Source organism: Hymenobacter sp. BRD67 (assembly GCF_013256425.1).
GTDB lineage: Bacteria > Bacteroidota > Bacteroidia > Cytophagales > Hymenobacteraceae > Hymenobacter.
Genome location: NZ_CP053904.1, coordinates 4,075,140 through 4,099,325, shown reverse-complemented (window position 1 = coordinate 4,099,325; position 24,186 = coordinate 4,075,140). Strand labels below are relative to the sequence as shown.

The 24,186-nt window shown below is 59.0% G+C and carries 22 protein-coding genes and 1 pseudogene; 11 read left to right on the top strand and 12 right to left on the bottom strand.

Features of this window, described 5'->3' with window-relative positions; genetic code table 11:
• Positions 1-49: 49 nt before the first annotated feature.
• The 5 genes from GKZ67_RS19180 to lipB all read right to left on the bottom strand — a co-directional run bounded on the left by GKZ67_RS19180 (position 50) and on the right by lipB (position 4,534).
• Positions 50-874, bottom strand: coding sequence for a uroporphyrinogen-III synthase (locus tag GKZ67_RS19180; protein ID WP_151086950.1), 825 nt, complete (start codon positions 872-874; stop codon positions 50-52).
• Positions 875-939: 65 nt separating this feature from the next.
• Positions 940-2,094 (bottom strand): DUF4271 domain-containing protein, encoded by a 1,155-nt coding sequence (locus GKZ67_RS19175; RefSeq protein ID WP_173245671.1) that lies wholly within the window; start codon positions 2,092-2,094, stop codon positions 940-942.
• Between the two features lie 63 nt (positions 2,095-2,157).
• Positions 2,158-3,228: an MraY family glycosyltransferase gene (locus GKZ67_RS19170; protein WP_254244944.1), complete on the bottom strand. Its 1,071-nt coding sequence runs from the start codon at positions 3,226-3,228 to the stop codon at positions 2,158-2,160.
• A 43-nt stretch (positions 3,229-3,271) separates the two neighbouring features.
• The gene (locus tag GKZ67_RS19165) at positions 3,272-3,694 is read right to left on the bottom strand and encodes a hypothetical protein (protein WP_173245668.1); all 423 of its coding nucleotides are present in this window, start codon (positions 3,692-3,694) and stop codon (positions 3,272-3,274) included.
• 36 nt (positions 3,695-3,730) lie between these two features.
• Positions 3,731-4,534 carry a lipoyl(octanoyl) transferase LipB gene (lipB, locus tag GKZ67_RS19160; RefSeq protein ID WP_410505091.1) on the bottom strand — a complete coding sequence of 268 codons (804 nt, stop codon included), beginning with the start codon at positions 4,532-4,534 and terminating at the stop codon, positions 3,731-3,733.
• Between the two features lie 143 nt (positions 4,535-4,677).
• Here lipB and GKZ67_RS19155 point away from each other — a divergent pair, with 143 nt between their 5' ends.
• Positions 4,678-5,037 carry a YraN family protein gene (locus tag GKZ67_RS19155; RefSeq protein WP_173245663.1) on the top strand — a complete coding sequence of 120 codons (360 nt, stop codon included), beginning with the start codon at positions 4,678-4,680 and terminating at the stop codon, positions 5,035-5,037.
• A gap of 16 nt (positions 5,038-5,053) precedes the next feature.
• On the opposite strand, the gene GKZ67_RS19150 is transcribed toward GKZ67_RS19155, so the two are convergent.
• From GKZ67_RS19150 to GKZ67_RS19140, 3 genes are all read right to left on the bottom strand, one after another.
• Entirely contained in the window at positions 5,054-5,980 is a 927-nt protein-coding gene (locus GKZ67_RS19150; RefSeq protein ID WP_173245658.1) for a toxin-antitoxin system YwqK family antitoxin, read from the bottom strand.
• 20 nt (positions 5,981-6,000) lie between these two features.
• On the bottom strand, positions 6,001-6,174 hold the full coding sequence (locus GKZ67_RS19145; protein WP_173245656.1) for a hypothetical protein: 174 nt from the start codon (positions 6,172-6,174) through the stop codon (positions 6,001-6,003).
• Between the two features lie 153 nt (positions 6,175-6,327).
• Positions 6,328-7,128 carry a cyanophycinase gene (locus tag GKZ67_RS19140; RefSeq protein ID WP_173245652.1) on the bottom strand — a complete coding sequence of 267 codons (801 nt, stop codon included), beginning with the start codon at positions 7,126-7,128 and terminating at the stop codon, positions 6,328-6,330.
• Positions 7,129-7,305: 177 nt separating this feature from the next.
• On the opposite strand from GKZ67_RS19140, the pseudogene mgtE reads away from it, so the two are divergent.
• The 6 genes and pseudogenes from mgtE to GKZ67_RS19110 all read left to right on the top strand — a co-directional run bounded on the left by mgtE (position 7,306) and on the right by GKZ67_RS19110 (position 11,829).
• Positions 7,306-8,687: pseudogene (gene mgtE, locus GKZ67_RS19135) on the top strand (magnesium transporter).
• Positions 8,688-8,944: 257 nt separating this feature from the next.
• Positions 8,945-9,643, top strand: a complete 699-nt coding sequence (locus tag GKZ67_RS19130) for a hypothetical protein (RefSeq protein ID WP_173245649.1) — start codon at positions 8,945-8,947, stop codon at positions 9,641-9,643.
• Positions 9,644-9,685: 42 nt separating this feature from the next.
• Positions 9,686-10,348, top strand: coding sequence for a hypothetical protein (locus GKZ67_RS19125; RefSeq protein ID WP_173245646.1), 663 nt, complete (start codon positions 9,686-9,688; stop codon positions 10,346-10,348).
• Positions 10,327-10,641, top strand: a complete 315-nt coding sequence (locus GKZ67_RS19120; protein WP_173245643.1) for a hypothetical protein — start codon at positions 10,327-10,329, stop codon at positions 10,639-10,641. The genes GKZ67_RS19125 and GKZ67_RS19120 overlap by 22 nt, the downstream gene beginning before the upstream one ends.
• Complete coding sequence (locus tag GKZ67_RS19115) at positions 10,536-11,138, top strand: sensor histidine kinase (RefSeq protein ID WP_317172317.1); 603 nt, start codon at positions 10,536-10,538, stop codon at positions 11,136-11,138. The genes GKZ67_RS19120 and GKZ67_RS19115 overlap by 106 nt, the downstream gene beginning before the upstream one ends.
• Before the next feature lie 22 nt (positions 11,139-11,160).
• The gene (locus tag GKZ67_RS19110; RefSeq protein WP_173245637.1) at positions 11,161-11,829 is read left to right on the top strand and encodes a response regulator transcription factor; all 669 of its coding nucleotides are present in this window, start codon (positions 11,161-11,163) and stop codon (positions 11,827-11,829) included.
• Positions 11,830-12,113: 284 nt separating this feature from the next.
• Here GKZ67_RS19110 and arfB read toward each other — a convergent pair whose 3' ends face one another.
• Together arfB and GKZ67_RS19100 are read right to left on the bottom strand one after the other, a co-directional pair.
• On the bottom strand, positions 12,114-12,518 hold the full coding sequence (gene arfB / locus GKZ67_RS19105) for an alternative ribosome rescue aminoacyl-tRNA hydrolase ArfB (RefSeq protein WP_173245634.1): 405 nt from the start codon (positions 12,516-12,518) through the stop codon (positions 12,114-12,116).
• A gap of 41 nt (positions 12,519-12,559) precedes the next feature.
• On the bottom strand, positions 12,560-13,519 hold the full coding sequence (locus GKZ67_RS19100) for a 3-oxoacyl-ACP synthase III family protein (protein WP_173245631.1): 960 nt from the start codon (positions 13,517-13,519) through the stop codon (positions 12,560-12,562).
• A gap of 206 nt (positions 13,520-13,725) precedes the next feature.
• On the opposite strand from GKZ67_RS19100, the gene GKZ67_RS19095 reads away from it, so the two are divergent.
• The gene (locus GKZ67_RS19095; protein WP_217278637.1) at positions 13,726-14,211 is read left to right on the top strand and encodes a hypothetical protein; all 486 of its coding nucleotides are present in this window, start codon (positions 13,726-13,728) and stop codon (positions 14,209-14,211) included.
• Positions 14,212-14,263: 52 nt separating this feature from the next.
• Here GKZ67_RS19095 and msrA read toward each other — a convergent pair whose 3' ends face one another.
• Positions 14,264-14,947 (bottom strand): peptide-methionine (S)-S-oxide reductase MsrA, encoded by a 684-nt coding sequence (gene msrA, locus GKZ67_RS19090; RefSeq protein ID WP_173245629.1) that lies wholly within the window; start codon positions 14,945-14,947, stop codon positions 14,264-14,266.
• 221 nt (positions 14,948-15,168) lie between these two features.
• Between msrA and GKZ67_RS19085 the strand changes: the two genes are divergently transcribed.
• Positions 15,169-17,673, top strand: a complete 2,505-nt coding sequence (locus GKZ67_RS19085; RefSeq protein ID WP_173245626.1) for a TonB-dependent receptor plug domain-containing protein — start codon at positions 15,169-15,171, stop codon at positions 17,671-17,673.
• A 64-nt stretch (positions 17,674-17,737) separates the two neighbouring features.
• Here the strand turns inward: GKZ67_RS19085 and mutS are convergent, their stop codons facing one another.
• The gene (mutS, locus tag GKZ67_RS19080; RefSeq protein ID WP_173247022.1) at positions 17,738-20,401 is read right to left on the bottom strand and encodes a DNA mismatch repair protein MutS; all 2,664 of its coding nucleotides are present in this window, start codon (positions 20,399-20,401) and stop codon (positions 17,738-17,740) included.
• A gap of 209 nt (positions 20,402-20,610) precedes the next feature.
• Between mutS and GKZ67_RS19075 the strand changes: the two genes are divergently transcribed.
• A complete protein-coding gene (locus tag GKZ67_RS19075; RefSeq protein ID WP_173245623.1) occupies positions 20,611-21,162 on the top strand; it encodes an RNA methyltransferase in 552 nt (183 codons plus the stop codon).
• A 124-nt stretch (positions 21,163-21,286) separates the two neighbouring features.
• On the top strand, positions 21,287-24,118 hold the full coding sequence (locus GKZ67_RS19070; protein ID WP_173245620.1) for a M36 family metallopeptidase: 2,832 nt from the start codon (positions 21,287-21,289) through the stop codon (positions 24,116-24,118).
• Positions 24,119-24,186 lie beyond the last annotated feature (68 nt).

Here is a 24,186-nt window from a genome sequence, read left to right as displayed (position 1 = left end):
ATGACCGGCCGCGGCGGACAGTCACTCCTTGCCAAACCGGCCTCCGGCGCTAGCTACCCGACCGGTCTGTGCCGGCAGTTATGCCGGCCTCAACGGCGTGCTTTCGAATGTACGCCTCAATGGCGCCCGTCATGGACGGGGCATTGGGCATAGGAGCCTCAATATCAAGGATAAGGTTGGCATCGCGCACTGCTTTGGCCGTAGTAGGGCCAAAGGCAGCAATACGGGTACCGCCCTGCACAAAGTCGGGAAAGTTTACAAACAGCGAGCTGATGCCGGAAGGACTAAAAAATGCCAGGCAATCGTACTTCACGTCCGACAAGTCGGATAAATCGCTGGCTACCGTGCGGTAGATAACAGCCTCCGTAAACTTGAGGTTGTTGGCGCGCATGAACTCGGGCAGGTCGTCCTTGCGAATGTCGGAGCAGGGGTAGAGGAATTTCTCCCCCTTATGCTTTTTAATGACTTCGAAGAGGTCGGCGGCGGTGCGTAGGCCCACAAACAGCTTACGCTTACGCAGCACAATGTATTTCTGCAGGTAGTTGGCCGTCTGGTCTGAAATACAGAAATATTTCATTTCAGCCGGCATTTCCAGCTTAGCCTCCTGGCAGATGCGGAAGAAATGGTCTACTGCATTCCGGCTGGTAAAGATGACCGCCGTGTGCTCAGCGATGTTGACTTTATCCTTACGAAACTCTTTGTAAGGAACGCCCTGCACATCAATAAACTCCCGAAAATCGACGCGAATACCGTATCGCTCGGCCAGCAAGGAATAGGGAGAAACGTCGTTGGCCGGTTTGGGCTGGGTAACCAGAATGCTGCGAATGGGCTGGGCGTGCCGGTCCAGACCCGGCTGTACTGCGCTCTCGGCCATAGAAAGAAGAAAAGGTAACGCTAGAACTATAGAAAAAAGCGGGCCTGGCCAGTACGGGACGCCGGTCAGGTAGGATACGTAAACACAATGACTTTCAATAGTACTACCAGGGGCAGTACTTCGGTAGCACAAAGGTACGCGAACAAATGAAGATTAAGCAGCGAGGTATGCTGGTGCAGCGTACGCCCCACCCGCAGCACGGTTGCGCTGAGCAGGAGCAGCACGCAGCCATTGGCTACCCAAACAATAGCGGGCCAGCGGACGTTCAGTGCCAGGTACAGAAGAAGAACAAAAGGCACCAGCAGGCCCAGCAGCAGGGTTGTGCGCAAAAATTCGCGGTAGTGCAGCGTTACCAGGCCCCGCAGGTCAAAAATATAGCTAAGCAGCTCTACCAGAACATATTTACCTAGCACAAAGGCTAGTATCAGGCCGGTGTAGAGTGAGATGCGGGCCGCCAGTGCCGACTCTGGTACCTTGAGTACCTGCTGAAGCAGGGGCAGGCTGGTAAGGTCGGTATGCAGGGCCGTAAGGAGCAGCGAGAGGGAAAGCGCAAAGAGAAAAATCAGCCCCAGATTGAGCCAGGTAAAGGCTGGTCTTACCAGAAAGCTCTGCGAATCAATCGTGCTACTAAAGAAATCTTCTACCTGCAGCAGCCTGGCCAGGCCGGCCGGATACGTGGCCCGCACGATTCCGTAGAGCAGCGCCACGGCCATTAATAGCAAAACCAGGATATTCTGGCCGGCCACCAGCGGCAGGCGTAGCAGCACCTGGCCGGGGGCTGCTACCAGCGCGGCAACCGGGGCGGCCGCGGGCGGGGCCAGGTCGGCCGTAAAAGTGCCCAGGGCCGGATAACCTTCGGGCTGCCATACGGCAAGTAGGTGCGGGCCGGGCCAGGCGGCTCGCGGCGCCTGCGCCAAATCAATGGTATAGCGCCCGGCGGAGGGCGCCATAAAAATCAGCTGGTTATCGAGAAACAGGCTAAGGCCGGGCGCGGCGGCAAAAGACAGCGGGAAAGGCCGCCGGGGAGACAGCCGCAGCCACTGGTAGTAGGCATGAGCCGGCGCATGGTAGCCGGGCAGGTACAGGATGAGCCGGTTGCCAGCCGCATCATAGAGCAGCCAGCTATCGGCGGCTAAGCTGGTGGGGGCAGCCGGAGGCAAGGGCCGGTACTCGGCGGCCGCCAGGGGCCGCAGGAAGTAGCCGACGAGCAGGAAGCTCATCAGTAACAAGCCGGCACGGTACCGGCAGCGGATAGAGAAGCCAGCAGCCACGGTAAAAGACGGTCAGGTAGAGGCTACCTGCCGGCGGGCGGCCCGGCTTTGATATACGCCCAGAAAGACGCTCAGCGCTACGGAAAAGGCTACCAGAATGCCAATAAGCGGCAAGTTGCCGAGGGTATAAAAATTAATTACAAATAGTATAACTATTATATTAAGCAATCCAAGCAGAAGCACCGTGCTAATCTGCGAAAAGCCCATTGCCAGGATGCGGTGATGGATGTGGTTTTTATCGGGCGCAAAAGGGGAGCGGCCTGCGGCCATGCGCAGAATAAAGACGCGCAGGGTATCGAAAAGCGGCACAAACAGCACACCAAACGTGACAGCCGGCGCTACATTGTCGAACGGCTGCCCGGTATGGCTGCCCAGCTCGATAAACTGAATGGCCAGAATGGAAACAATAAAGCCGCAGACCAGCGAGCCCGTATCGCCCATGAAAATACTGGCCTTATGAAAGTTATACCGCAAAAAGCCCAGCATTCCACCAATAAGGCAAATCGATACAAAGGCGTAGTTGCTAAAGGCCGGGCCACCGTAGCGGTAGAAGTAGTACCCAAAGGTGCCGCTGAGAATGAGCACAATAGTGCCCGCCAGGCCATCAAGGCCATCGATAAGGTTGATGGCGTTGGTGATACCCACAATCATGACGAAGGTGAAGGCATAGCTAACGCCCACCGGTAGCGCATAGATGCCCAGAATACCCTGAAAGCTGGTTACGCGCACATCGGCCATTATCATCACGACCCCCGTAGCCAGGAGTTGGCCCACAAATTTTTTCGCCACCGAGATGGTAACCAGGTCGTCTTTCAGGCCAACAAAGAAGAGAATGACGCAGCCGGCCAGCAGCTCCTTCACCCCATTGGCGAGCGGCGCAAAAATGGTGAGGGCCGACATAAAGCCGGCAAACACCGCTACTCCGCCAAGGCGCGGGGTCAGGGATTGATGCACGGTACGGCCATTGGGCGTATCGAGCAGGTTTTTGAGGTGGGCAATGTGCACGATGGAAGGCACCGCAAACATGGCAACCAACAAGGCCCACAGGCCGGCCAGCCCCAGGTAAATACTGAAATGATTCATTGAGCGGATAAAGCGCAGCGTAAGCCGCCTGAGCGAGATAGAGTTAGCCGTGCAGCACCCCGGTGCGGCCGGCCAGCAGGTCGAGCCGGCTCAGGTTAGCTGCCACGATAGAATCGGGAACGAAGACAAATTTCTTATCAAAAATCCGGCTGCCCTGGTAATAGCTCAGCCAATACTGGTTGGTGAGGTGAAATACAGCGGGGTCAATCAGCTCGACCGGGGTAGCTGAATGGGCACCAACTGAAGCAAAATGGTAGCGCAGGGTAGACGTGCGCACGGCCTCGCCGGTGGGCTGGGTGCCGTAGCCATCCGAGCTGATGAGGACGTTTTCGAGCGCAAAGCTATTGTTATTAAGCAGGTAGACCGTCCAGGTTGGCTCACCAGCCGTACCAAAGGCGGCCTCATCGTCGGGCACAATGGCAATGGACACGCCTTCTACGGGGTCAAAAGGAATATCTTGTTTCATAAGCTAAAGACGAGTAAGTAGATAGGCGGATAGGTACTAAAGCGCTTCTACGGCGGCAAACTGCTGCAACAATCCGGCCAGCAGGCGCTCCTGCACCTCTGCCAGCGGCACGGCATAGCCCAGCTCCGCCTGCAGCGAAGTAACGGCCTTGTCGGCAATGCCGCAGGGCACAATGTAGCCGAAGTAGCGCAGGTCAGTGTTGACATTAAGGGCCAGGCCGTGGAGCGTAACCCAGCGGCTGCACCGCACGCCCATGGCGCAGATTTTGCGCGGGTTGGCGGCTCCCGCCTCCCAGTCGAGCCACACGCCCGTGAGCCCGGCAATACGGCCGGCACGCAACCCATAGGTTGCCAGCGTGTGGATTACGGCTTCTTCCAGCGCCCGCAGATACCAGTGGATATCGGGTCGGAAGTTTTCGAGGTCGAGCACAGGGTAGGCAACCAGCTGGCCCGGCCCATGAAAGGTAATGTCGCCCCCCCGGTTGATGCGGTGAAACGAGGCTCCGTGGGCTAGCAGGGCCGCCTCATCAAGCAGCAGATGCTCGGGCTTGCCGCTTTTACCCAGCGTATAAGTGGGCGGATGCTGGCAGAACAGCAGGTGATTTGGCGTAGGCTGAAGCAACTCGCCGCGCGCCTCGGCCTGGCGATTGGCTGCTTTAATGGCGAGAGTATCGGCCAGCAGCTGCTCCTGCAGCTCCCAGGTGGGCACGTAGGGCACCAGGCCCAGGCGCTGCACCCGAATGAGGCGCTGCTCGCCCGGCGCCGGGCTGGGCGGGGCAGCGGCCGGCGGAGGCGAGCTGATTGTCGCAGTATTTATACAATCCGAATATATATTCATAATTCAACGACGAATAAGCATCATTCAGCAAGGCAAAGTTACTTCGCGCCAACTAGTTTAACTTACGCACCAGATTGAACCCGGACCGTACTTAGCACCTGCACTCGCGCCCATGACGCCTTCACTATATAGCTAATCAAGTGCTTATGTCGACTGCTGCGCAGGTGCTGGGGCAGGCCGGGGAAGCTGCGGCGGCCGAGTTTTACCGGGGTTCCGGCTACGAAGTAGTTGCGCAAGGCTACCGGCATGGCCGGGCCGAAGTAGACCTGATAGTACGTCAGGGCGCGGCGCTCCTGGTATTTGTAGAAGTAAAAACCCGTTCGGGCGGACAGTACGGCTCACCCGAAACCTTTGTATCGGCGCGCAAGAAAGAGCTATTCCGGCTGGCGGCCACGCACTTGCAGGAAGAGCTGAACTGGCCCGGAGATATTCGCTTCGACATTCTGGCCCTTACGCAGCTGCGCAGCGGCTTCCGAATCGAGCTGTTCGAGGACGCTTTCTACTAGCTTTCCCAGGTGCACATCAGGGCGTGGTGGTGCCGGCTGGGGCAGGCGCACCGGTCGGCGTGGGCGATACGGACGGCGGAGTAGCCGCCGGGTGGTAGCCGGGGCGGCGGTCCTGGGTTTTACGCACGGGAGGGCGGGGCGCTGGCACCCCGCGGCTGCCGGGGCGGCGCGGGTCCTTGGTGGGCGTAGCATCGGGGTCGGCGTCGTTGCGCTTATCGATGTTTTTTTCCTTGTCGTAGATAACGGAGCCCCCGTGGCTGTATTCCCGAATCAGCTCGGGCTCTTCTACTTCGGGCTCGTAGCCCGAATCCCCGTACTGGTACACGTAGTGCCGGTAGTTCTTGTAGTCCCAGTAATTGGTCCACTCCCCTACCCGGCGGCCATTCTCAAACTGGCCGGTCCACTCGCGCTGACCATCGTTGCGATACTTTACGTAATCGCCTTCCAGCTTGCCATTTACGTAGGGCACTACTTCCTTGAGCATGGTATTGCCGGCGTCGTAGTAGCTGATGTTGGCATCGCGCGGAAAGCCCATCTCGTAGTGGGTTTTGGCCAGCAGGTTACCTTTGCTATCAAACTTTTCCCAGCGCAGGTGGCGGGTGCCGTTGGCAAAGTAGCCGGTTTCGAGCACCTTGTTGTTCTGCATTTTCTTGTACGGGCCGTGCAGCACTTTGTCGGTGGCGGGGTTTAGTTCGCCAACTGCTTTAAAGATGCGGTGCTTTTTGGCGCTGTAGTAGTAGCGCGCCGGCGCCATCGGGTCGGGCTGCTTGAAGGTTTTGAGAAAGTAGAAAATCTCGATAATCTGGTTGCGCCCCTTTGGGCCAGACTTCACATACGCTTTCTTGATACGCTCGCCCAGAAATATTTTCTTCTTGATGGGCTTTTTGCGCTGAGTTGCCTTTTCGGCATCCTTGGCCGCTTTCTCTTCGGCTTTGGTCAGCACGGCTTTCTTGCCCGCAATGCTCAGCTTGGGCGCTCCTTGCGGGCGGTAGTAGTGAGGGTATCGCCGGGTGCGGTGAGCGCTCTCACGCTGTCATCGCCGGGCCGCGAGTTGAACGACACCGTTTTGCGGGTGCAGGCCACCACGAGCAGGCCCAGCAGGCCCAGCATCCAGAAGCGAGAAAAAAGCAAATACATGGAATACAAGTTTATCCGGCAGCCCAACGCAAAAGTATTGGTTTTTGGTGCCCTGGGGCGGCGCGCAACCCGAGCGCGAATGTATTCACCCGGCGGGGTCAGGGCCGGCGGGCAGGGCGGCCGAGCAGCCACGACAAGGCAGCGGCTTACTCTTCAGTGTCCACTATGCAGCGCAATAGTGTCGCCGGCCACCAGCAGACTAACCTGAAAACCCTGGCCGCTAATGGGCTGGCCCGGTGGGCGCCCGTGGTAGTTGGTGGCCGTTAGATGCCGCCCATCGACGAACACTACCACCTCATCACCAAATACTTCGGGTGGCTGGCCGGGCCGGAAGATTATGCCGGTCTCTTCGCTCAGGCCCAGGCCCAGCAGCTGCGGGTGGGCCAGCACGGCGTGCAGCAGCCGCGGGTAGCGGGCCCGCTCAACAAAGTGCTGGTCAATCAGCAAACCAGGCAGAATGTCCAGGGCCGGAATCACTTCTATGCCGCCCGCTAGCAGACTACGCCAGCCCCGGCCACCTACAATCATGTGCGCACCCAGCGCGGAGGCGCCCGCGCTGGTACCCGCCAGAATGAAGCCCGCCTCGTGCTGGCAGCGCTGGCGCAGCACCGCTAAAAACTCGGTGCCGAGCAGCAGCTCCGTCAGACGCTCCTGGTCGCCGCCCGTCACAAATACCAGCGCCGCGGCGCGCAGACGAGCCAGGGTAGCCGGCGCATCGGCGGGATGGTCTTCGTCGACCTGCAGGTGGCCTACCTGGGGGCAGCCCAGCTCGGCCAGCACCCGGGCATAGGCCGCGTACGTGCGAGCCGGCTTTTCTACGGTAGCGGTGGTAAGAATTTCGATAGCTGCCGTGCGGGCGGGCAGCAGCCCGGCCAGCATAGCCAGCGTGGGGTCGTCGTAGCCGCCGCCCAGCACAACAATAGTGCCCTGGGACGTAGTAGCAGAGGCAGGCAAGGGAGCAGCGGGAGTCAAAACAGCAAACAAAAGCAGATACAGCAGCGAAGTACGCCAAAAATGCCGGTCGGGCTGCCAGCACAGCGCTGGTTCGGGCGTAATTTTGCCCTGCCACCCCCTCTTGCCTAGCGAAACAACGACCCGCGCCCCCTTTTATTCGATTTTTCAGCCCTGCCTATGACTGCGCCCGAAACCGTGGACCACATCACGACACTGATTCAGGAGGGCGAGTTTTTTAAGCTGAAAAAGCTTTTACGCGACTTTCAGCCCAACGAGCTGGTCGAGCTGATTGAGAATGAGAAAGAACGGGAGCAGCTCATTATCTTCCGGCTGCTGCCTTTGGGGCTTGCCACTGAAGTATTTGAATATCTTGATTTAGAAGTACAGCGCCACTTTCTCGAAAACCTGGCCCAGGATAAGGTAACCGATATTCTCAATGAGATGTCGCCGGATGACCGCACGGCCCTGCTGGAATTTTTGCCCGCCAACTTTGTGGCCGAGCTGGTGCAGAACCTTTCGGAGCCCGAGCGCCGCGTTACGCTGCAGCTGCTGGGCTACCCCGAGTACTCGGTGGGCCGCCTGATGACGCCCGACTACATTGCCATTCGCGAAAACTGGACCGTGCAGCAGGTGCTCGACTTTGTGCGTCAGCACGGCGGGCAGTCCGAGACGCTGAACATGCTTTACGTAACCGATGCGCGCGGCAAGCTCATCGACGATATTCGCATTCGGGAGGTGCTGCTGGCCGCGCCCACCACGCGGGTGCGCGATATTATGGACCACCGCTTCGTGCAGCTTACGGCGGCCCAGGACCAGGAGGAAGCCATTGACATTTTCCGGCGCAACGACCGCGTGGCCCTGCCCGTGGTGAGCCCCGACCAGGGCATTCTGCTCGGCATCGTAACGCTGGACGATATTCTCAATATTCGGGAAGAAGAAGACACGGAGGATATTCAGAAATTTGGCGGCTCGGAGGCGCTCGATGAGCCCTACCTTACCATTCCGCTGCTGCGCCTGGTGCAGAAGCGGGCGGGCTGGCTGGTAGTGTTGTTTTTGGGCGAGCTGCTGACCGCTTCGGCAATGCAGTACTTTGAGGGTGAGCTGCAGAAAGCGATTGTACTGGTCCAGTTCATCCCCTTGATTATCAGCTCGGGCGGCAACTCGGGCTCGCAGGCTACCTCGCTTATCATCCGGGCTATGGCGCTGGGCGAGTTTACCCTGGGCGAATGGTGGCGGGTGCTGCGCCGCGAGCTGGTATCGGGCCTGCTGCTGGGCGTGATACTAGGTATTGTGGGCTTTAGCCGCATCGCCATCTGGCAGAGCATTACCCCTATCTATGGCGAACACTGGCTGATTGTGGCCTGCACCGTGGGCGTGGCGCTGGTAGGTATCGTGCTGTGGGCAGCATTGCGGGGTCTATGCTGCCGCTCATTTTGCGGCGGCTGGGCCTGGACCCGGCCACGTCGTCGGCGCCTTTCGTAGCTACGCTCGTGGACGTAACCGGGCTGATTATCTACTTTACCGTGGCGCTGGTGATGCTGCGCGGCACGCTGCTGTAGAGCAGCAAGCAGCCACGTAAAAATACCTGTTTTAAAAACCGCGTACTTATACGCTAAAGGACGCGCCGTACAGGTAGTCTCTTTGTGGTTACAAACTGCGGCTTTTATTGGTAGAAGGCTATATGGAAAGCCCCTATGCAGCATGCGTAGGGGCTTTTTTAGCCTGCCAGCACCAAGCCAGCAGGAGCTTATGTACATTTCCGGCTGGTAGCTGGCGGCTTTTCTATTCTTTTCCTGTTCCCTTTTAGCTTTTTTCCATGAGCCCGCAAACCCCGCCACCCGGCACTTTCATCACCCAGCAGGAATTCAATACTTATTCGGCCGCCTGGAGTGAAGCCATCAGCAGTGGGCATAACCTACCCGAAATATTCCAGCGCACCGGCCAGGCTCGCCTGACCTACGTTAAATTTTCGCTCCAAACTATTGTGTGGCTGCTGTCAACGGTCGGGGCGCGGAGTGTAAAAGCGCAGTTCCTGCTCAAGCCCGACGCAGACCTGAAGCAGAGTCATTTTACCCTGGCCCTTTATGCCACCGATGCCCTGAATGGCCGTATTTCGGCTTATTATCTGGCTGATAACCAGACCAGCAGTGACCAGCCCCCTTTCAACGACCAGATTCCGCACGACCTGGTGAAGGCCTGGCTGCAGAACTGGACGGCTGCCAAGCAGGTAACGCCCGCCATGTTTGCCAGCAGCTACGGACCTATGGAAGGGTACAGCTTCGACATTGCCGACTTCATGGACCCGCTGTTTGCGGCACGCACCTATGACAACAAGGAAATGCACATCGGCTTTGGCCTGCACGAGCACTACCCGGCTTCAGGCACCGAGCTCAAGCAAACGTTTGGACTGGTAATCCGCATTTACAAAACCACGCAGACTGCGGCGCGGGTGCAGGACGACCCCAGCGACGAGCCTTTCTTTGACTTATCGCATCCATTTCCGCCCGGCGGCTAAGCAGTTACCGAAGGCAGGCATCCAGCAGCCCCACTGATTTTTATGGCTGATATTCTAAGCGCCATTTCCTTATCTCCGCTTTCCTCCGTGTCGATAGTAGCCATTCTGGTGGCCGGATTTAGTGGAATTGTGCGCTTTCAGCAGTTGCCAAGTAGCCTGCGCTATCTGGCAGCGCTCACCATCTTCGAGCTGCCATTGGAGCTACTGGGCTTTTGGCTGATGCTGGTGCAGCACAACAACCTGTTTCTGATGCCCATCTATACGGTGGGTGAGCTGGTACTGCTGGCCTTGCTCTATAAGCGCACAATACGGTCGGCTACTTTTTCGCGGGTTATGCCGGGGATAGTAGGCGCGTTTATCGTGTACGTTGGCTTCGACAGCCTGCTGGGGCCCAGCCTGCATTGGTTTCGGCCAGGGCAGCAGGTAGTGCAATCGCTGCTGGTGCTGGGCATGGTGGGGTGGTATTTCTGGAAGCTAATGAGCGAGCTGCGCGTGCGACACCTGGAGCAGGAGCCCATGTTCTGGGTGTCGACCGGGCTGGTAATCTATTTTCTGGGCTACCTGCAAATCGCCTTGTTCAGCAACTACTTACTACGTCATTACTCGGCAGCGTTTAACCGAAACGTGTGGGCAGTAGAAATTTTGCTCACCATCGTACTCCACTCCTGCTACAGCCTGGCTCTATGGATACGCCCCCGGAAGTGAGCTTTGCTTCCCTGCTTTTTATCGGCATTGGGTTTATGTTGCTGGCGGGGGTGACGCTGGTAGTATTTCTGGTGGTTTATCAAAAGCGCCTGCTGCAACAGCAGCTGCGCCTGCAACAGGCTGAAGCGGACTATCAGCAGGAGCTGCTCGGGCCGTTATTGCGGCGCAGGAACACGAGCGGGAGCGCATTGGCCGCGACCTGCACGATGGCATTGGCTCTACACTGGCCACTGCCAAGCTGCTGCTGGGCCGGCTCGAAAGCACCCTGGCGGCCGAGGAGGCGGCGAACCTGACAGGCATGGTGAAGGACATACTGGCCAACGCGGTACACGATGTGCGCGGCCTTTCGCACAGTCTTTATCCGGCCGTGCTCGACCGCTTTGGCTTGGCCGAGGCGTTGCAGCACCTGGCCGACGTGTGCAACGAAACCAGCACCCTGGAGGTGGCACTGGTCATCGACTACCAGCAGCCCCTGGCGCTGGCGCAGGAGCTGGCCCTGTACCGCATTTGCCAGGAGCTGCTCCACAATGCCCAGAAGCATGCCCAGGGCGCTACCCTGGTCCGGGTGCAGCTGCAGCAATGCGGCACTCGGGTTGCGCTTACGGTAGAAGACGATGGCTGTGGCTTCGATATAGGGGCGCTGGAAGCCAGCCGCCCGGCTTCGGGCGGAGCCGGCCTGCGCAGTATCGAAGTGCGGGTGCAGATGCTGCACGCCCGCTTAAAGCAGCATTCGGCCCCCGGCGAGGGTACCCGTACGCTGGTTGAAATAGAAAACACTTCCTTTGCCTGAACTATCCTTTTCCAGCCCTGCTATGCCAACACCTAGTTCTCCCGTCCACATTGCCCTACTCGACGACCACCAGCTTTTTCGGCAGGGTATGCGCTATATTTTGCAGGCCTTGCCCTACGTAGCGTCGGTTACGGAGGCTTCGGAGCTTTCGGAGTTGCTGGCCACCTGCCGCCAGCGGCTGCCCGATGTGCTGCTGCTCGACCTGCAGATGCCCAACATTGATGGCCCCGAAGCGGCCCGCCAGCTACTGCAGGAGTTTCCCGACCTGAAAATAATCGTGCTGTCGATGTTTTCGGCCGATAAATACATTACCCAGATGATGAAGGTAGGAGCCCGCAGCTACCTGCCCAAAGACGTAGACCAGGAGCAGCTACGGCTTACTATTGAGGAAGTGCTTACTACAGGCTTCCACTTTACGCCGCGCATCTCACGCGCGCTTATTCGGGGCGTGCAGCACCCCGAGCGCACCCCAACTCCCAGGCTGCCTGACCTGGTGCAGCTTACCACCCGTGAGCACGAGGTGCTCCGCCTTATCTGCCAGGGCTGCACGGCCGCCGATATTGCCGAGCAGCTCTTTATCAGCCGGCGCACCGTGGAGGGCCACCGTCAGAAGCTGCTGGAGAAAACCAGCGCACCTAATTCGGCGGGACTGGTAGTGTACGCCGCCCGCCACGGCCTGCTCGACTCGTAGCTACCGGCCAGCACGTATAAATACGTGTTTTTCACAATTGAGTATTTCTACGTTTAAATTACACCTAATCGAGGGCGACATTTGTAATCAAAAGTCCTGGCTGGTTTCCGGCCCGGGCAACCCGCTCTCTTTCTGACTGTGAAAACAACTTGCTGCCACTCTGTAATCTTAGCTACTCTTTAAAATTACGCCCATAAAATCGACTACCCATAATCCTTGCCCTATCCTTGTATAGAGCAGGGATTATTTATATAAAATTCAGCATATCCAGCGATGGGGCACGGCTAATCCAGCCGGCGCCGATTGGCTTTCTTTTCGCTTTGCGCTTTTTTGCCTTCCAGGCGCCGGCGCACGGCCCCGGCACTGGGCCGGGTGGCCCGCCGGGGCTTGGGCCGGTGCAGGCTTTTTTCGAGCAGCTGGTGAAAGCGGGTCAGTACAATTTCCTTGTTGCGCAGCTGGCTCCGGTCGTCCTGAGCAGCCAGCAGCAGGTGGCCATCGGCAGTCAGCTGCGAAGCCAGCTTTTCCAGGATGAGCTGTTTCTGAGCCTCGGTGAGCACCTGCGAGGCTTGGAGCTGCCAACGCAGCTCTACGCGGCTCTCTACCTTATTCACATTCTGCCCGCCCGGCCCGCTGGCGCGACTGGTCTGAAACGTAATTTCTGGTAAGAAAGCAGCGGCAGGAGGAAGCATCAGGCACAAGTTTACGGCTATAAAAAGCAACCCTACATGCCTTATGCAGTGGCGTGCTTTTCCAGCAGCATGGCCCCGTAAGAATAACCACCACCGAAAACGGTGATGATAAGCTTATTACCTTCCTGAATCTGGTTCCATATCTCGGCCAGGCCGATGGCGGCCCCGGCGCAGCCGGTATTGCCCAGGCGCTCGATATTATTAACTGCCCGGGCCGGGTCCAGGCCAAGCTGCTTTACCACGTTGGCCGAGATTCGCAAATTGGCCTGGTGCGGAATCAGGTAGTCCAGCTCCTTCACAGTAAGGCCATTGGCATCCAGCAGCTGCTGGGTGATTCGGGCCATATAGGTACAGGCCTGTTGAAACACGTCGCGGCCGTAGGGCATTACAATGCCTTTATCAATGGGCTTGAGGGTCACGGCTTCGTCGGCCTTGCCCATGGGCGCGGCCCCGCCGGTCACGACCTGCACCACGCGTAAATCGGTAGCTGCCAGCCGCTCCTTGCTGAAAAGCAGCGCCGCCGAGCCATCGCCCCAGAGGTGACCGGCCATCGTATCTTCCTCATTGTTGTAAGCCGTATTGTGCTCACTCACTACTACCAGCGCCCGGCTGGCCTTGCCAAGCGCAAAATAGCCTTCTACTATCTCAACGGCGTTGAGCAGCGAAGAGCAGGCCGATGAAATACTAACTACGGGTATCTCATTGATATTCAGGGCGCGCTGCACGGCATGAGCAGCCGTATAAATGGTATCGTGGGGCGTATAGGTGCCCACCACAATAAGGTCGATGCTGTCGGCCGCAAAGGTCGGGACTTCCGCCAGCAGGGCCTGAGTGGCGGCAATAGCCATTGTATTGGCATTTTCGCCGGGCGCTGCTTTACGCCGCTCCCGAATGCCTGTGCGCTCAATTATCCAGTCCGAAGCTAAGCCATTTAGCTTGGTGAAATGTTCGTTTGTAACGACAGCTGCCGGCAAGTAGGCCGCTACGTGGTGTAAATACACAGAGGGTAGGATGTGGGGGATGATTGAGAATCTACGGGCAAAGGTCCGGCTAACAGACGTTAGGGCCCGGGAAAAGGGTGCAAAAACCGGAATCTTGTACGCTCAAAAACGGCTTGCGGCTGCTTAGCGTAAGCACTATCTGCCGGGCAAAGGCGTTGAACAGACGGTTTTGCTGCTTTTGGCAGGGTCGTTGTTTAGGCGCTCGCATGTCAACTCGATTTTCATTTGGCAGCCTGTTGCTGCTCAGCTTTTTTGCCCGGCCGGCAGCCGCTCAGAAATACATTACGGCGGCGGGCCTGCGCCTGGGCGGTGGCAACTATGGCATTACGGTGCAGCAGCTGGTGGCCCCACGCGTTACGCTGGAAGGCATTGCCGGCCTGGGTTCGCGGGAGGCAAGCGGCACGGTACTGGGCGAATACCACTTTGGCATCCTGGGTCCTAGCCTCAACTACTATTTTGGCGCAGGCGGGCACGTGGGCCACAACAAAGACTCGGGCAATTTCGGCGGCCTCGACGGCCTGGTAGGCCTGGAGTACAAGGTAGCGTTTTTACCACTGGTGCTCAGCTTCGACTTTAAGCCAACTGTGGAGTTTAACAGCGACGATTACGCTCGCTTTCCTACCGCATTTTCTATTCGCTACGTGCTGATTAAGCGTAAAACCAACCTGCTTGACCAAATCAGAGGGCGATAAATAGTGTATTCACTATTTATCGCCCTCTCTTGCTGCCTTACCGCTTAACCGCTTATAGACTAGGCAGGTCGGGCTTCAAATCGAGGGGAAAGAGCTTGCGCACCCTGGCCACTTTGTGCTCGGATACCGTGGCAATGTAGGGGTTGTCGGGATGCAGGCGATAATAGCCCTGGTGGTACTCTTCGGCGGGCCAGAACTGCTTAAACGGCACTAACTGGGTCACGATTTTGCTATCGTACTCCTTGGAGGCGTTTACCTGAGCCACCACGTCGTCGATGATTTTCTTTTCTTCCGGCGTGCGGTAAAATACGGCCGAGCGATACTCGGGGCCGGTATCAGGACCCTGCCGATTAAGCTGCGTGGGGTCGTGGCTGGCCTGGAAGAAAATCTGGGCCAGGGTTTTATAGCTTACTTCTTTGGGGTCGTAGTAAATATTCACGGTTTCGGTGTGGCCGGTTGCCTGGCCGGCCACTTGCTCGTAGCTGGGGTGGGGCACTGTGCCGCCGGCATAGCCGCTCACCACCTGCTTCACGCCTTTTATTTCTTCAAAAGCCTCTTCCTGCGCCCAAAAGCAGCCGCCCGCAAACGTTGCCTGCGCCAGACCGGTCAGGTCTTTGGGGGCGAAGCCCGCCGTAGAGGCGGCGGGCTGGGACTGCGCCTGCGCCGGCTGCTGAGCACCGCAGGCTACCAGCGCCAGCAGCCCGGCGCCGGAAATAATTTTCAGAAATACTTGCATAAGGAAAATAAAAAAGAAGATACGTAGTGCCCTGCTTACCGGATGCCAGGGCTACTGGCCAGCCCATGCGAAGCGAAAGGTTTCACCCGAGCCTCACAGGTATATGGTTAGTATTGAAACAGTGAACTGCCCGGTTTAGCTTCAGGTGGCGCGCATTTTTGGGAGCTAAAACTATACATAGCTACTTCATTGAGTATGTTCGCATTTCTAAATTAACCAGCATGAAATTGCGTCGATATCTGCCTGCTTTTGGAAGTACCACCCGGATTTGGCTGCTGGCAGGCCTCGTACTTAGCCTGGCTGGCTTTCGCCTGCTGCCGCCCGACGACCTGGCGGTGCTTCGGCACATTGTGCTGAGCGTGCAGCAGTTTTATGACAAGGCCCGCCCCGAAACTGTTTACCTGCACCTCGACAAGGATACCTACACGGCCGGCGAAACCATTTGGCTGCGCGCCTACGTGGCCGACGCCGGGCAGCATCGCCTCGATACGCTGAGCAAGGTGTTGCACATAGACCTCATCTCGGCCCGGCAGCAGCTGGTGAGCCGGCGCACGCTGGAGCTGGCCGGGGGGCTCGGCCAGGGCGATTTGACTCTGCCCGATACGCTGGCGCCCGGCACCTACCTACTACGGGCTTACACCGGCTGGATGCGCAATGCCGGTCCTGATTTTTTTTATACCCGTCGCCTGCAAGTGTGGCCGGTAGCCGAGGCAGAGGCAGCGCCCGGCAGCTCGAAATCGGAGCGCCGCCCGGCCAGGCAGGCCCAGCACTCCCCCGCCCCGAAGAGCCTGCCGCCCGATGTGCAGTTTTTTCCGGAAGGCGGCAATCTGGTAGCCGGCATTGGTAACGTTGTAGCTTTTAAGGCAGTAGACTATACCGGCCGGGGCCTGGCGGTGGCCGGCCAGGTACTTGATAGCGACAACCACCCCGTGGCCACCTTCCAGAGCCGCCACGGCGGCATGGGAACGCTACGATTTACGCCGGCCGAAGGGCAGCGCTACCGGGCCACCTTTAGCACGCCGGCGCTGGCCGGGCTTAGCGTACCGCTGCCGGCGGCGCAGGCCAAAGGCTACGTGCTGCAGGTAGTGCCTACCGCCGATGCGTTTGAGATAACTATCCGGCAGCATGGCAGCGGTGGTGGTCCTATTCTGCTGCTGGGGCAGGTAGGCAGCAACATAGGCTACATCGGCCGCGGGCAGGTGCAGGGCCCGGAAGCCTTTATGGCACGGGTGCCAAAGAGCAAGTTTGCCAGCGGCGTGGTACACTTTACGCTGTTCGACGGGCAGGGCCATCCGCTGGCCGAGCGGCTGGCTTTTGCCGGCAATGAGGCGGCGCTGCATATCACCCTTACGCCCGACCGGGCAGTTTATAAGGCGCACGAGCCTGTGCGCGTGGTTGTGGCCGTAACGGATGCCACTGGTCGGCCCGCCGCCGCTCAGCTGTCGCTGGCGGTAGCCGATGCTAATGCTACCATTCCCGCTGCCGACAATATCGCGGCCCGGCTGTTGCTGACGGCCGACCTGGCCGGCTATGTAGAAGACCCTGGCTATTATTTTCAGAACCCTTCGCCCGAAACCGACCAGGCGCTCGACGACCTGCTGCTTACCCAGGGCTGGCGGCGCTTTGCCTGGGAGCCGGTATTGGCCGGGCAGGCCCCCAGCCCCGACTTTGGCGTAGAGCGCAGCCTGGGTATTATGGGCCAGCTAACCCAGCCCAGCGGCACGCCTTCGCCCCATAGCGTCCTGACTTACCTGCAAGCCAAACCCACCAAGCAGATTATATCAGTTGAGACCGACGACGAGGGCCGGTTTTTACTTAATGGCCTGGGTGGCTGCGACACCCTGCGGGCCACCCTCCAGGCGCGGACAGCCAAAGGCCGTCGCAACTTGGCTTTTCACCTCGATAACGGCCCGGCACTGCCCACGCAGCCGCTGCCACCGCTGCCCACCACTCCCGAGCCACCGCTGGCCGCTGCTATTCAGCGCAGCCAGGCCCAGCAGGCCGACGAGCAGCGCTACCGCACTTCCACTACCATTGCCCTGGGAACAGTACGCGTGCAAGGCACGCGCGAAGTAGTTGCCGACACCCGTCGACTTTACTCGCCTGGCAATGCCACCGTCGTCGATTTTACGAAGATACCGGCGGCCGCTAGCAGCACGGTGCTTCAACTGCTGCAGGGGCGGGTAGCCGGCCTCACCATTACGGGGTCTGAGCCCAATATTCAGGTGCAGATACGGGGCAATACTTCTTTTTCAGGCAGCTCCCCGCTGGTGCTGCTCGATGGCGTGCCCGTTACGATAGATGCACTGGCTTTCTACCCTGCATTCGATATAGAGCGGGTGGAGGTGCTGAAAGGCGGACAGGCCGCCATTTTCGGCAGCCGGGGCTCGGGGGGCGTACTGGCGGTGTATACACGCCGGGGCAACCCCACCTACGACCACCGCCAGGACCAGTTACCCGGCGTATTTGCGCTGCGGCAGGCCGCTTTTAATTGTCCCCGGCAGTTTTATGCGCCCCGCTACGGGGCCGGTGCCCCACCCCTTACCCGGCCCGACAATCGCCGCTCCACCTTGTACTGGAACCCGACTATCAGCATTGATGCCAGCGGTCAGGCCCAGCTTACCTTCTATACTTCCGAAGCTACGGGCAGCTTTCGCCTCTCGGCCGAAGGTATTTCGCCCGCCGGCCAGCCCGCCTTGGGCAGCAATGCCCTGGAAGTTCAGTAGACAAGCGGGCCGAGCAAACATATTAAATTTAATATGTTTGCTCGGCCCGCTTGTTTGCTTCTGCCTACGCGCTGGCTACTACTTTCAGCTCCTGAAGCTTAAGCAGGGCCTCAATGGGCGTAAGGGTATTGATATCGAGGCTTTTTAGTAATTCCCGCAGGTGCTCCAGGGCCGGGTCGCCGGGCTCAAACATGCTAAGCTGCACCGTGGGCCGGGTGGCCATGGCAGTAGTGGCGCGGGGACGGGGCTGCGCCGGCTGGGGCTGGTCGGCAAGGCCAGCCAGCACATCGTCAAACTCGGTGGGTCCGGCGGTGTCGACAGCGTCGGGCTGGCCGGTTTGGGTGCGCTCCTGTTCCAGGTGGTGCATAATCTCGTTGGCGCGCAGCACCACGGCAGGCGGCATGCCGGCCATGCGGGCCACATGAATGCCGAAGCTGTGCTCGGAGCCGCCCGGCCGCAGCTTGCGCAAAAACAGCACCCGGCCATCGGCTTCCTGCACGGCCACGTGGTAGTTGCGCACCCGCGGGCAGTCGTCGGCTAGCTGGTTGAGTTCGTGGTAGTGGGTGGCAAATAGCGTTTTGGCGCGCGCTTTGGGGTTGTTGTGCAGGTGCTCCACAATAGCCCAGGCAATGCTGATGCCGTCGTAGGTACTGGTGCCGCGCCCAATTTCGTCCATCAGCACGAGGCTGCGATTGGAGAGATTATTCAGGATGGAAGCTGTTTCGGTCATCTCGACCATAAAAGTGCTTTCGCCCTTGCTCAGGTTATCAGACGCGCCGACGCGGGTAAAAATCTTGTCGATAATACCAATCGTGGCCGCGTCGGCGGGCACAAACGAGCCAATCTGGGCCAGCAGCACGATGAGGGCCGTCTGGCGCAACAGGGCCGACTTACCAGCCATGTTCGGGCCGGTTATCACCACTATCTGCTGGTCGTCCTGGCTCAGGCATATATCATTCGGGATATAGCTCTCGCCCGGCGGCAGCCCGCGCTCGATAACCGGATGCCGCCCGCCTTTGATGTCGAGCGTCGGCCCGTCGTTTACCACCGGCTGCACGTAGCGGTGCTGCCGTGCCGTGGCCGCAAAGGAGGTGAGGCAGTCGAGCACGCCGATGGCGCGGGCATTCTGCTGCACCTGGCTCACGAAATCGAGCGCCGCCAGCACTACCTCCTGGTAAATGCGACTTTCGATAACAAACAGCTGCTCCTCGGCATTGAGAATCTTCTCCTCATAGGTTTTCAGCTCCTCAGTGACGTAGCGCTCGGCGTTTACCAAAGTCTGCTTACGAATCCATTCGCCGGGCACTTTGGCTTTGTGAGCGTTGCTAACTTCCAGATAATAGCCAAACACCTTATTATAAGCCACTTTCAGCGACGAAATGCCCGTAGCGGCCTGCTCGCGCTGCTGCAGTTTCAAGAGGTAGTCTTTCCCCGAAAAAGCCAGCGCCCGCAGCTCGTCGAGCTCCGCGTCTACGCCATCCAGGATGACGTGGCCCTGGTTGGTGAGCAGCGGCGCATCGGGCCTGATTTTGGTCTGGATTTCCTGGCGCAGCGTAGTGCAGGGGTTGAGCTGGTCGGCCAGCTTTTCGAGGGCCCGCACGCCCGAAGCGGCCAGCTTTTCGCGCAGCGGGGCCATGCTTTCGAGCGCCCGCGCGAGCTGCAGCAGCTCGCGCGGATTTACGCGGCGCACCGCCACCTTCGAGATAAGCCGCTCCAGGTCGTTGATGGGCCGTAGATGGGTTTGCACCTCCTCCAGCAGCTCGGGGGCCGCCACCAGGGCGGCTACCGTATCGAGGCGGCGCTGAATCTGGCTTACCTCCTTGAGCGGCAGCACCACCCACTTGCGCAGCAGGCGCGCCCCCATGGGCGTAATGGTCTGGTCCAGGATATCAATCAGCGGTACGCCGCCGGGGTGCTGAGCCTGCACCAGCTCAAGGTTGCGCACCGTGAAGCGGTCGAGCCACACGTACTTGTCTTCCTCAAGGCGGCCCAGGCTTGCTACGTGCTGAATATCAGTATGCTTGGTTTCGGCCAGGTAGTGCAGAATGCAGCCAGCCGCAATCACGCCTTCTTTCAGGTTATCGACCCCAAAGCCCTTGAGCGAGGTGGTGCGGAAGTGCCGCGTGAGTGTGTCGTGGGCGTAGTCGGTGCCAAATACCCACTCATCGAGCGCGTAGGTGCAGAAATCGGGGCCAAAATTGCCCTCAAACTCGGCGCGGCTGCGCTTGCAGAATAATACCTCGGCAGGACGAAAATTCTGCAGCAGCTTGCCCAGGTACTCGAGCGTGCCCTGGGCGGCCAGAAACTCGCCGGTGCTGATATCCAGAAAGGAGATGCCGGCTTCGCTTTTGCCAAAGTGCACGGCAGCCAGGTAGTTGTTCTGACGGCGCTCCAGGGTATTGTCGTGCAGGCTCACGCCGGGGGTCACCAGCTCGGTTATTCCTCTCTTTACCAATCCCTTGGCCTGCTTGGGGTCTTCGAGCTGGTCGCAGATGGCTACGCGCTGGCCGGCGCGCACCAGCTTGGGCAGGTAAGTATCGAGGGCATGGTGCGGAAAGCCGGCCAGCGCCACCTCACTGGCCGTGCCCGCCCCGCGCTTGGTGAGCGTGATGTCGAGAATACGGGCCGCCGTAACGGCGTCTTCACCAAAGGTTTCGTAAAAATCGCCCACCCGGAACAAGAGCACCGCGCCGGGGTGCTGCTGCTTGAGCTGGTAGTACTGCCGCATAAGCGGCGTATCGGCTACCGACTCGGGCTTGATGTGGTCGGGCCCCAGCGACTTGATGGCAAACTTGACGGGGGTGGTGGGAGCAGGCGTGGTAGACAAGGCAGAAGCACGAACTTTGAGGCTCGCGTTAGAAAGCAGAAAAGGTAAGCAGCGCGGCTAGTACAGCTTTTTAAACCAACACCGCGAACTACAAAGTTCGCGCTTCTTCTATGCGCAAACTCACCATGCAGGAGCTGAATCGCCTGCCCGTGGCCGATTTCAAAGCCACTCCCAAAAGCCCGGTCGTACTGGTGCTCGACAACGTGCGCTCGCTGCACAACGTGGGGGCCGTTTTTCGGACGGCCGATGCCTTCGCCCTCGAAAAAATTTACCTCTGTGGCGTTACGGGCCAGCCCCCGCACCGCGAAATCACCAAAACTGCCCTGGGCAGCACCGAGTCGGTAGCCTGGGAGCATACGGCTACTACTCTAGAAGCCGTGCAGCGGCTGAAGGCCGCTGGCTACCAGCTGGTAGCCGTAGAGCAAACCACCGGCTCCGTATTGCTGCCGCAGTTTCAGCCGCGGCCGGGCCATCCACTGGCCCTGGTACTGGGAAATGAAGTTTTCGGAGTAGCTGATGAAATATTAGAATTGTGCAATGTTTCAATAGAAATACCTCAGCTGGGTACCAAGCATTCGCTTAATGTAAGCGTAGCAGCGGGCGTAGTACTCTGGGATATATTAACCAAGCTAGACGTATTCGACCCACACGGGCAGGAATAAAAGATGCGTTTTTGAATAATTTGTGAACATTCTAGTTTTTTCCTCTATCATTGGGGCTGAAAATTACGATTGCTTGGTTATTTTTGGCAAGTTGCATTGCTTTCTTTTCCCTTTTCCTCCCTTTATGACATTGTTCTCTACTCCTTCCGGGCGCCGGGCACTGGTTCTGGCAACGGCATTGGCCCTGCCGGGCCTGGCCGCTGCCCAGCAGCCGGCACCGACCGCCGCGCTATCGGCTTTTGCCGCCAAAGGCAAAGCGCAGGGCCTGACCGCTGCTGATGTAGCCAACCCCATCATCACCAGCTCGTACTTTGATGCCAGCACCGGCCTTACCCATACCTACCTGCAGCAGCAAGTGAATGGACTGGCCGTGTTTGGTGCCACGGGCGCCGTACATACCGACAATACGGGAAAGGTTGTGTTCTCGACGCAGGACTTTGTAAAGGGTGCGGCGGCAATTGCCCCATCGGCCACGCCGGCGCTTTCTCCCGACCAGGCGGTAGCTGCGGCAGCCTTGGGCCTGGGCCTGCCCCGGCCGGTAGCCCTGCGCACCGTAACGGATGCCCGCGCCGCCGACGGAGTAGTATTTAATAATGGAGGTATTTCAGAGAATGATATTCCGGTGCGCCTGATGTACACGCGGGTCGACGACAAGCTCGTGCTTGTGTGGAATGTAACTATTGCGCAGCTCGACCAGCAACACCACTGGAATGCCCGCGTAGACGCCCAGACCGGCCGCCTGGTGGAGCAGAACGACTACACCGTAAGCGAGCAGACCTCCTTTAATCAGTTTCGGCTGAATGCCCAACGCAAGCAGGAAAAGGCCCTCGCCTACAGCCAGGCTGCAACCCCGGCTGCCCCGCTGAGTGTAACCGGCACCACGGCTGCCGGCAGCCTCACCGTTATTCCGCTGCCACTGGAGAGCCCCAGCCAGGGCTCCCGCACTGCGGTGCCGCTGGCGCCGGTTGGGGCGCCCTATTCGCCCTACGGCTGGCACGTAGCGCAAGCCCCGGCCGGTACCTACGCCGACTCGTACTCTTTCCTGAGTACTGGTAAGTACATTACCCGCGGCAACAACGTGGCGGCGTATGATGATAACAGCAACACAGTCAGCGGCCCCGGCGCAACCAACTACGCCACGGCCGCAAGCGCCCCGGATGGCGGCTCTACGCTGAATTTCGACTTTCCGTTTGTGCAGAGCACCGGCGCACGCACCAACCTGAATGCCGCTACCACCAATCTGTTCTACGTGAACAACATGATGCACGACGTCATGATGGCGCACGGCTTTGATGAGGCATCAGGCAACTTCCAGTACAAAAATGCCACCGGGCAGGGCGTGGGCGGCGACCCCGTGCGGGCCGAATCGCAGGATGGCAGTGGGCGCAACAACGCCAACTTCTCGACGCCTAACGACGGCACCAGCGGCACGATGCAGATGTATCTCTGGGACAACCAGAGCAACAACCTGACGATTACGGGCACCGGTACCGGCGCGGCGGCCGTAGCCGGCGTTTATCGGTTCTCTACCGTGGCCTTTGGCCCCAGCCTGAGCAAAAAGCCGCTCAACGGCAAGCTGGTGCTCGTCAACGACGGCGTATCGGCTGACGGCGGCGACCACGGCTGCAAAACGTACGTAAACGCAGCGGACGTCCAGGGTAATATTGCCTTTATTCAGCGGGGCGGCTGCCCGCAATTGCAGCTCACGCCCAAAATGACCAACGCCTTCGCCACGAAAGTGAAGCTGGCGCAGGCCAATGGGGCTACCGGAGTTATCGTATTCGACTCGCTGGCCACCACTAACCAGGTGAATTTTGGCGGCACCGATACGGTGGGCATTCGCATCCCGGCCATCTTCATAAGCGGGGCCGATGGCTTTAAGCTGCGCGCAGCTATGCTGAACGGAGCTACGCTCAATGGCTCAGCCCAAACCGTAGTAAATGCAGACTGGGATGGCTCTTTCGACAACGGCATTATGTCGCACGAGTACGGCCACGGTATCAGCAACCGCCTCACCGGCGGGCCAAACAACTCGAGCTGCGTGCTTCAGAATGTCGGCACCAGCACTGCCCCCATATATACGCAATGCATGGGCGAAGGCTGGAGCGATTTCTTTGCCCTCTGGATGACCACCAAGCCCGGCGAGGATGGCAGCGCCAACCGCTACGTAGGCACTTATGTAGAAGGGCAGACCAGCGCTACCGGCCCCGGCATCCGTACTAAGCCTTACTCGACCAAGTTTAGCAGCAACAACCTGACCTACGGGGCCATTTCAAGCACCTCACAGTATGGCACCGGCTACCAAGAGTCGCATTCCCTTGGTGAAATCTGGACGTCAACACTGTGGGACCTGAACTGGCAGTTCATTTACAAGTATGGCTACAATACTGACATCTACGGCTCGACGGGAGGCAACAACAAATTGCTGAAACTCGTTCTCGACGCCTGCAAAATCCAGGTCTGCAACCCCGGCTTTCTGGATGGCCGCGATGCTATTCTGCGCGCCGACTCCCTGACCAACCGCGCGGCCAACTCGGCCCTCATCTGGAACGTGTTTGCCCGCCGCGGCATGGGATATAGCGCCCTGCCCGGCGACCGCATCAATGGCACGCCCCGGGCTTCCAACATCAAAGAAGCGTTCGACCTGCCGCCTACGGTGAAGCTGGTAGCCCTGGCCAGCAAGAACACTACGGGGGTAGGCCCGGCGCTGGAAGCCTATCCGAACCCGGCCCAGGACCGCCTCACCGTGCGTACGCAGCTCAACAGCGCTGCCCCAATTCAGGTAGCAGTAATTGACCTGCTCGGCAAAACGGTGCTGCAGGCCTCGGTAGCAGCGGCGCAGATGCAGCAGAGCGGCGTAGAGCTGAATACCAGCCGCCTGGCCACCGGCCTGTACGTAATTCGCGTTACGACCACCGAAGGCAACTTCACCACCAAAGTGACTATTCAGCACTAAGCGGCCCGAACAGTTACAAAAAAAGCCCGGCTTCGGCCGGGCTTTTTTTGTGCACGTAAACTACTTCT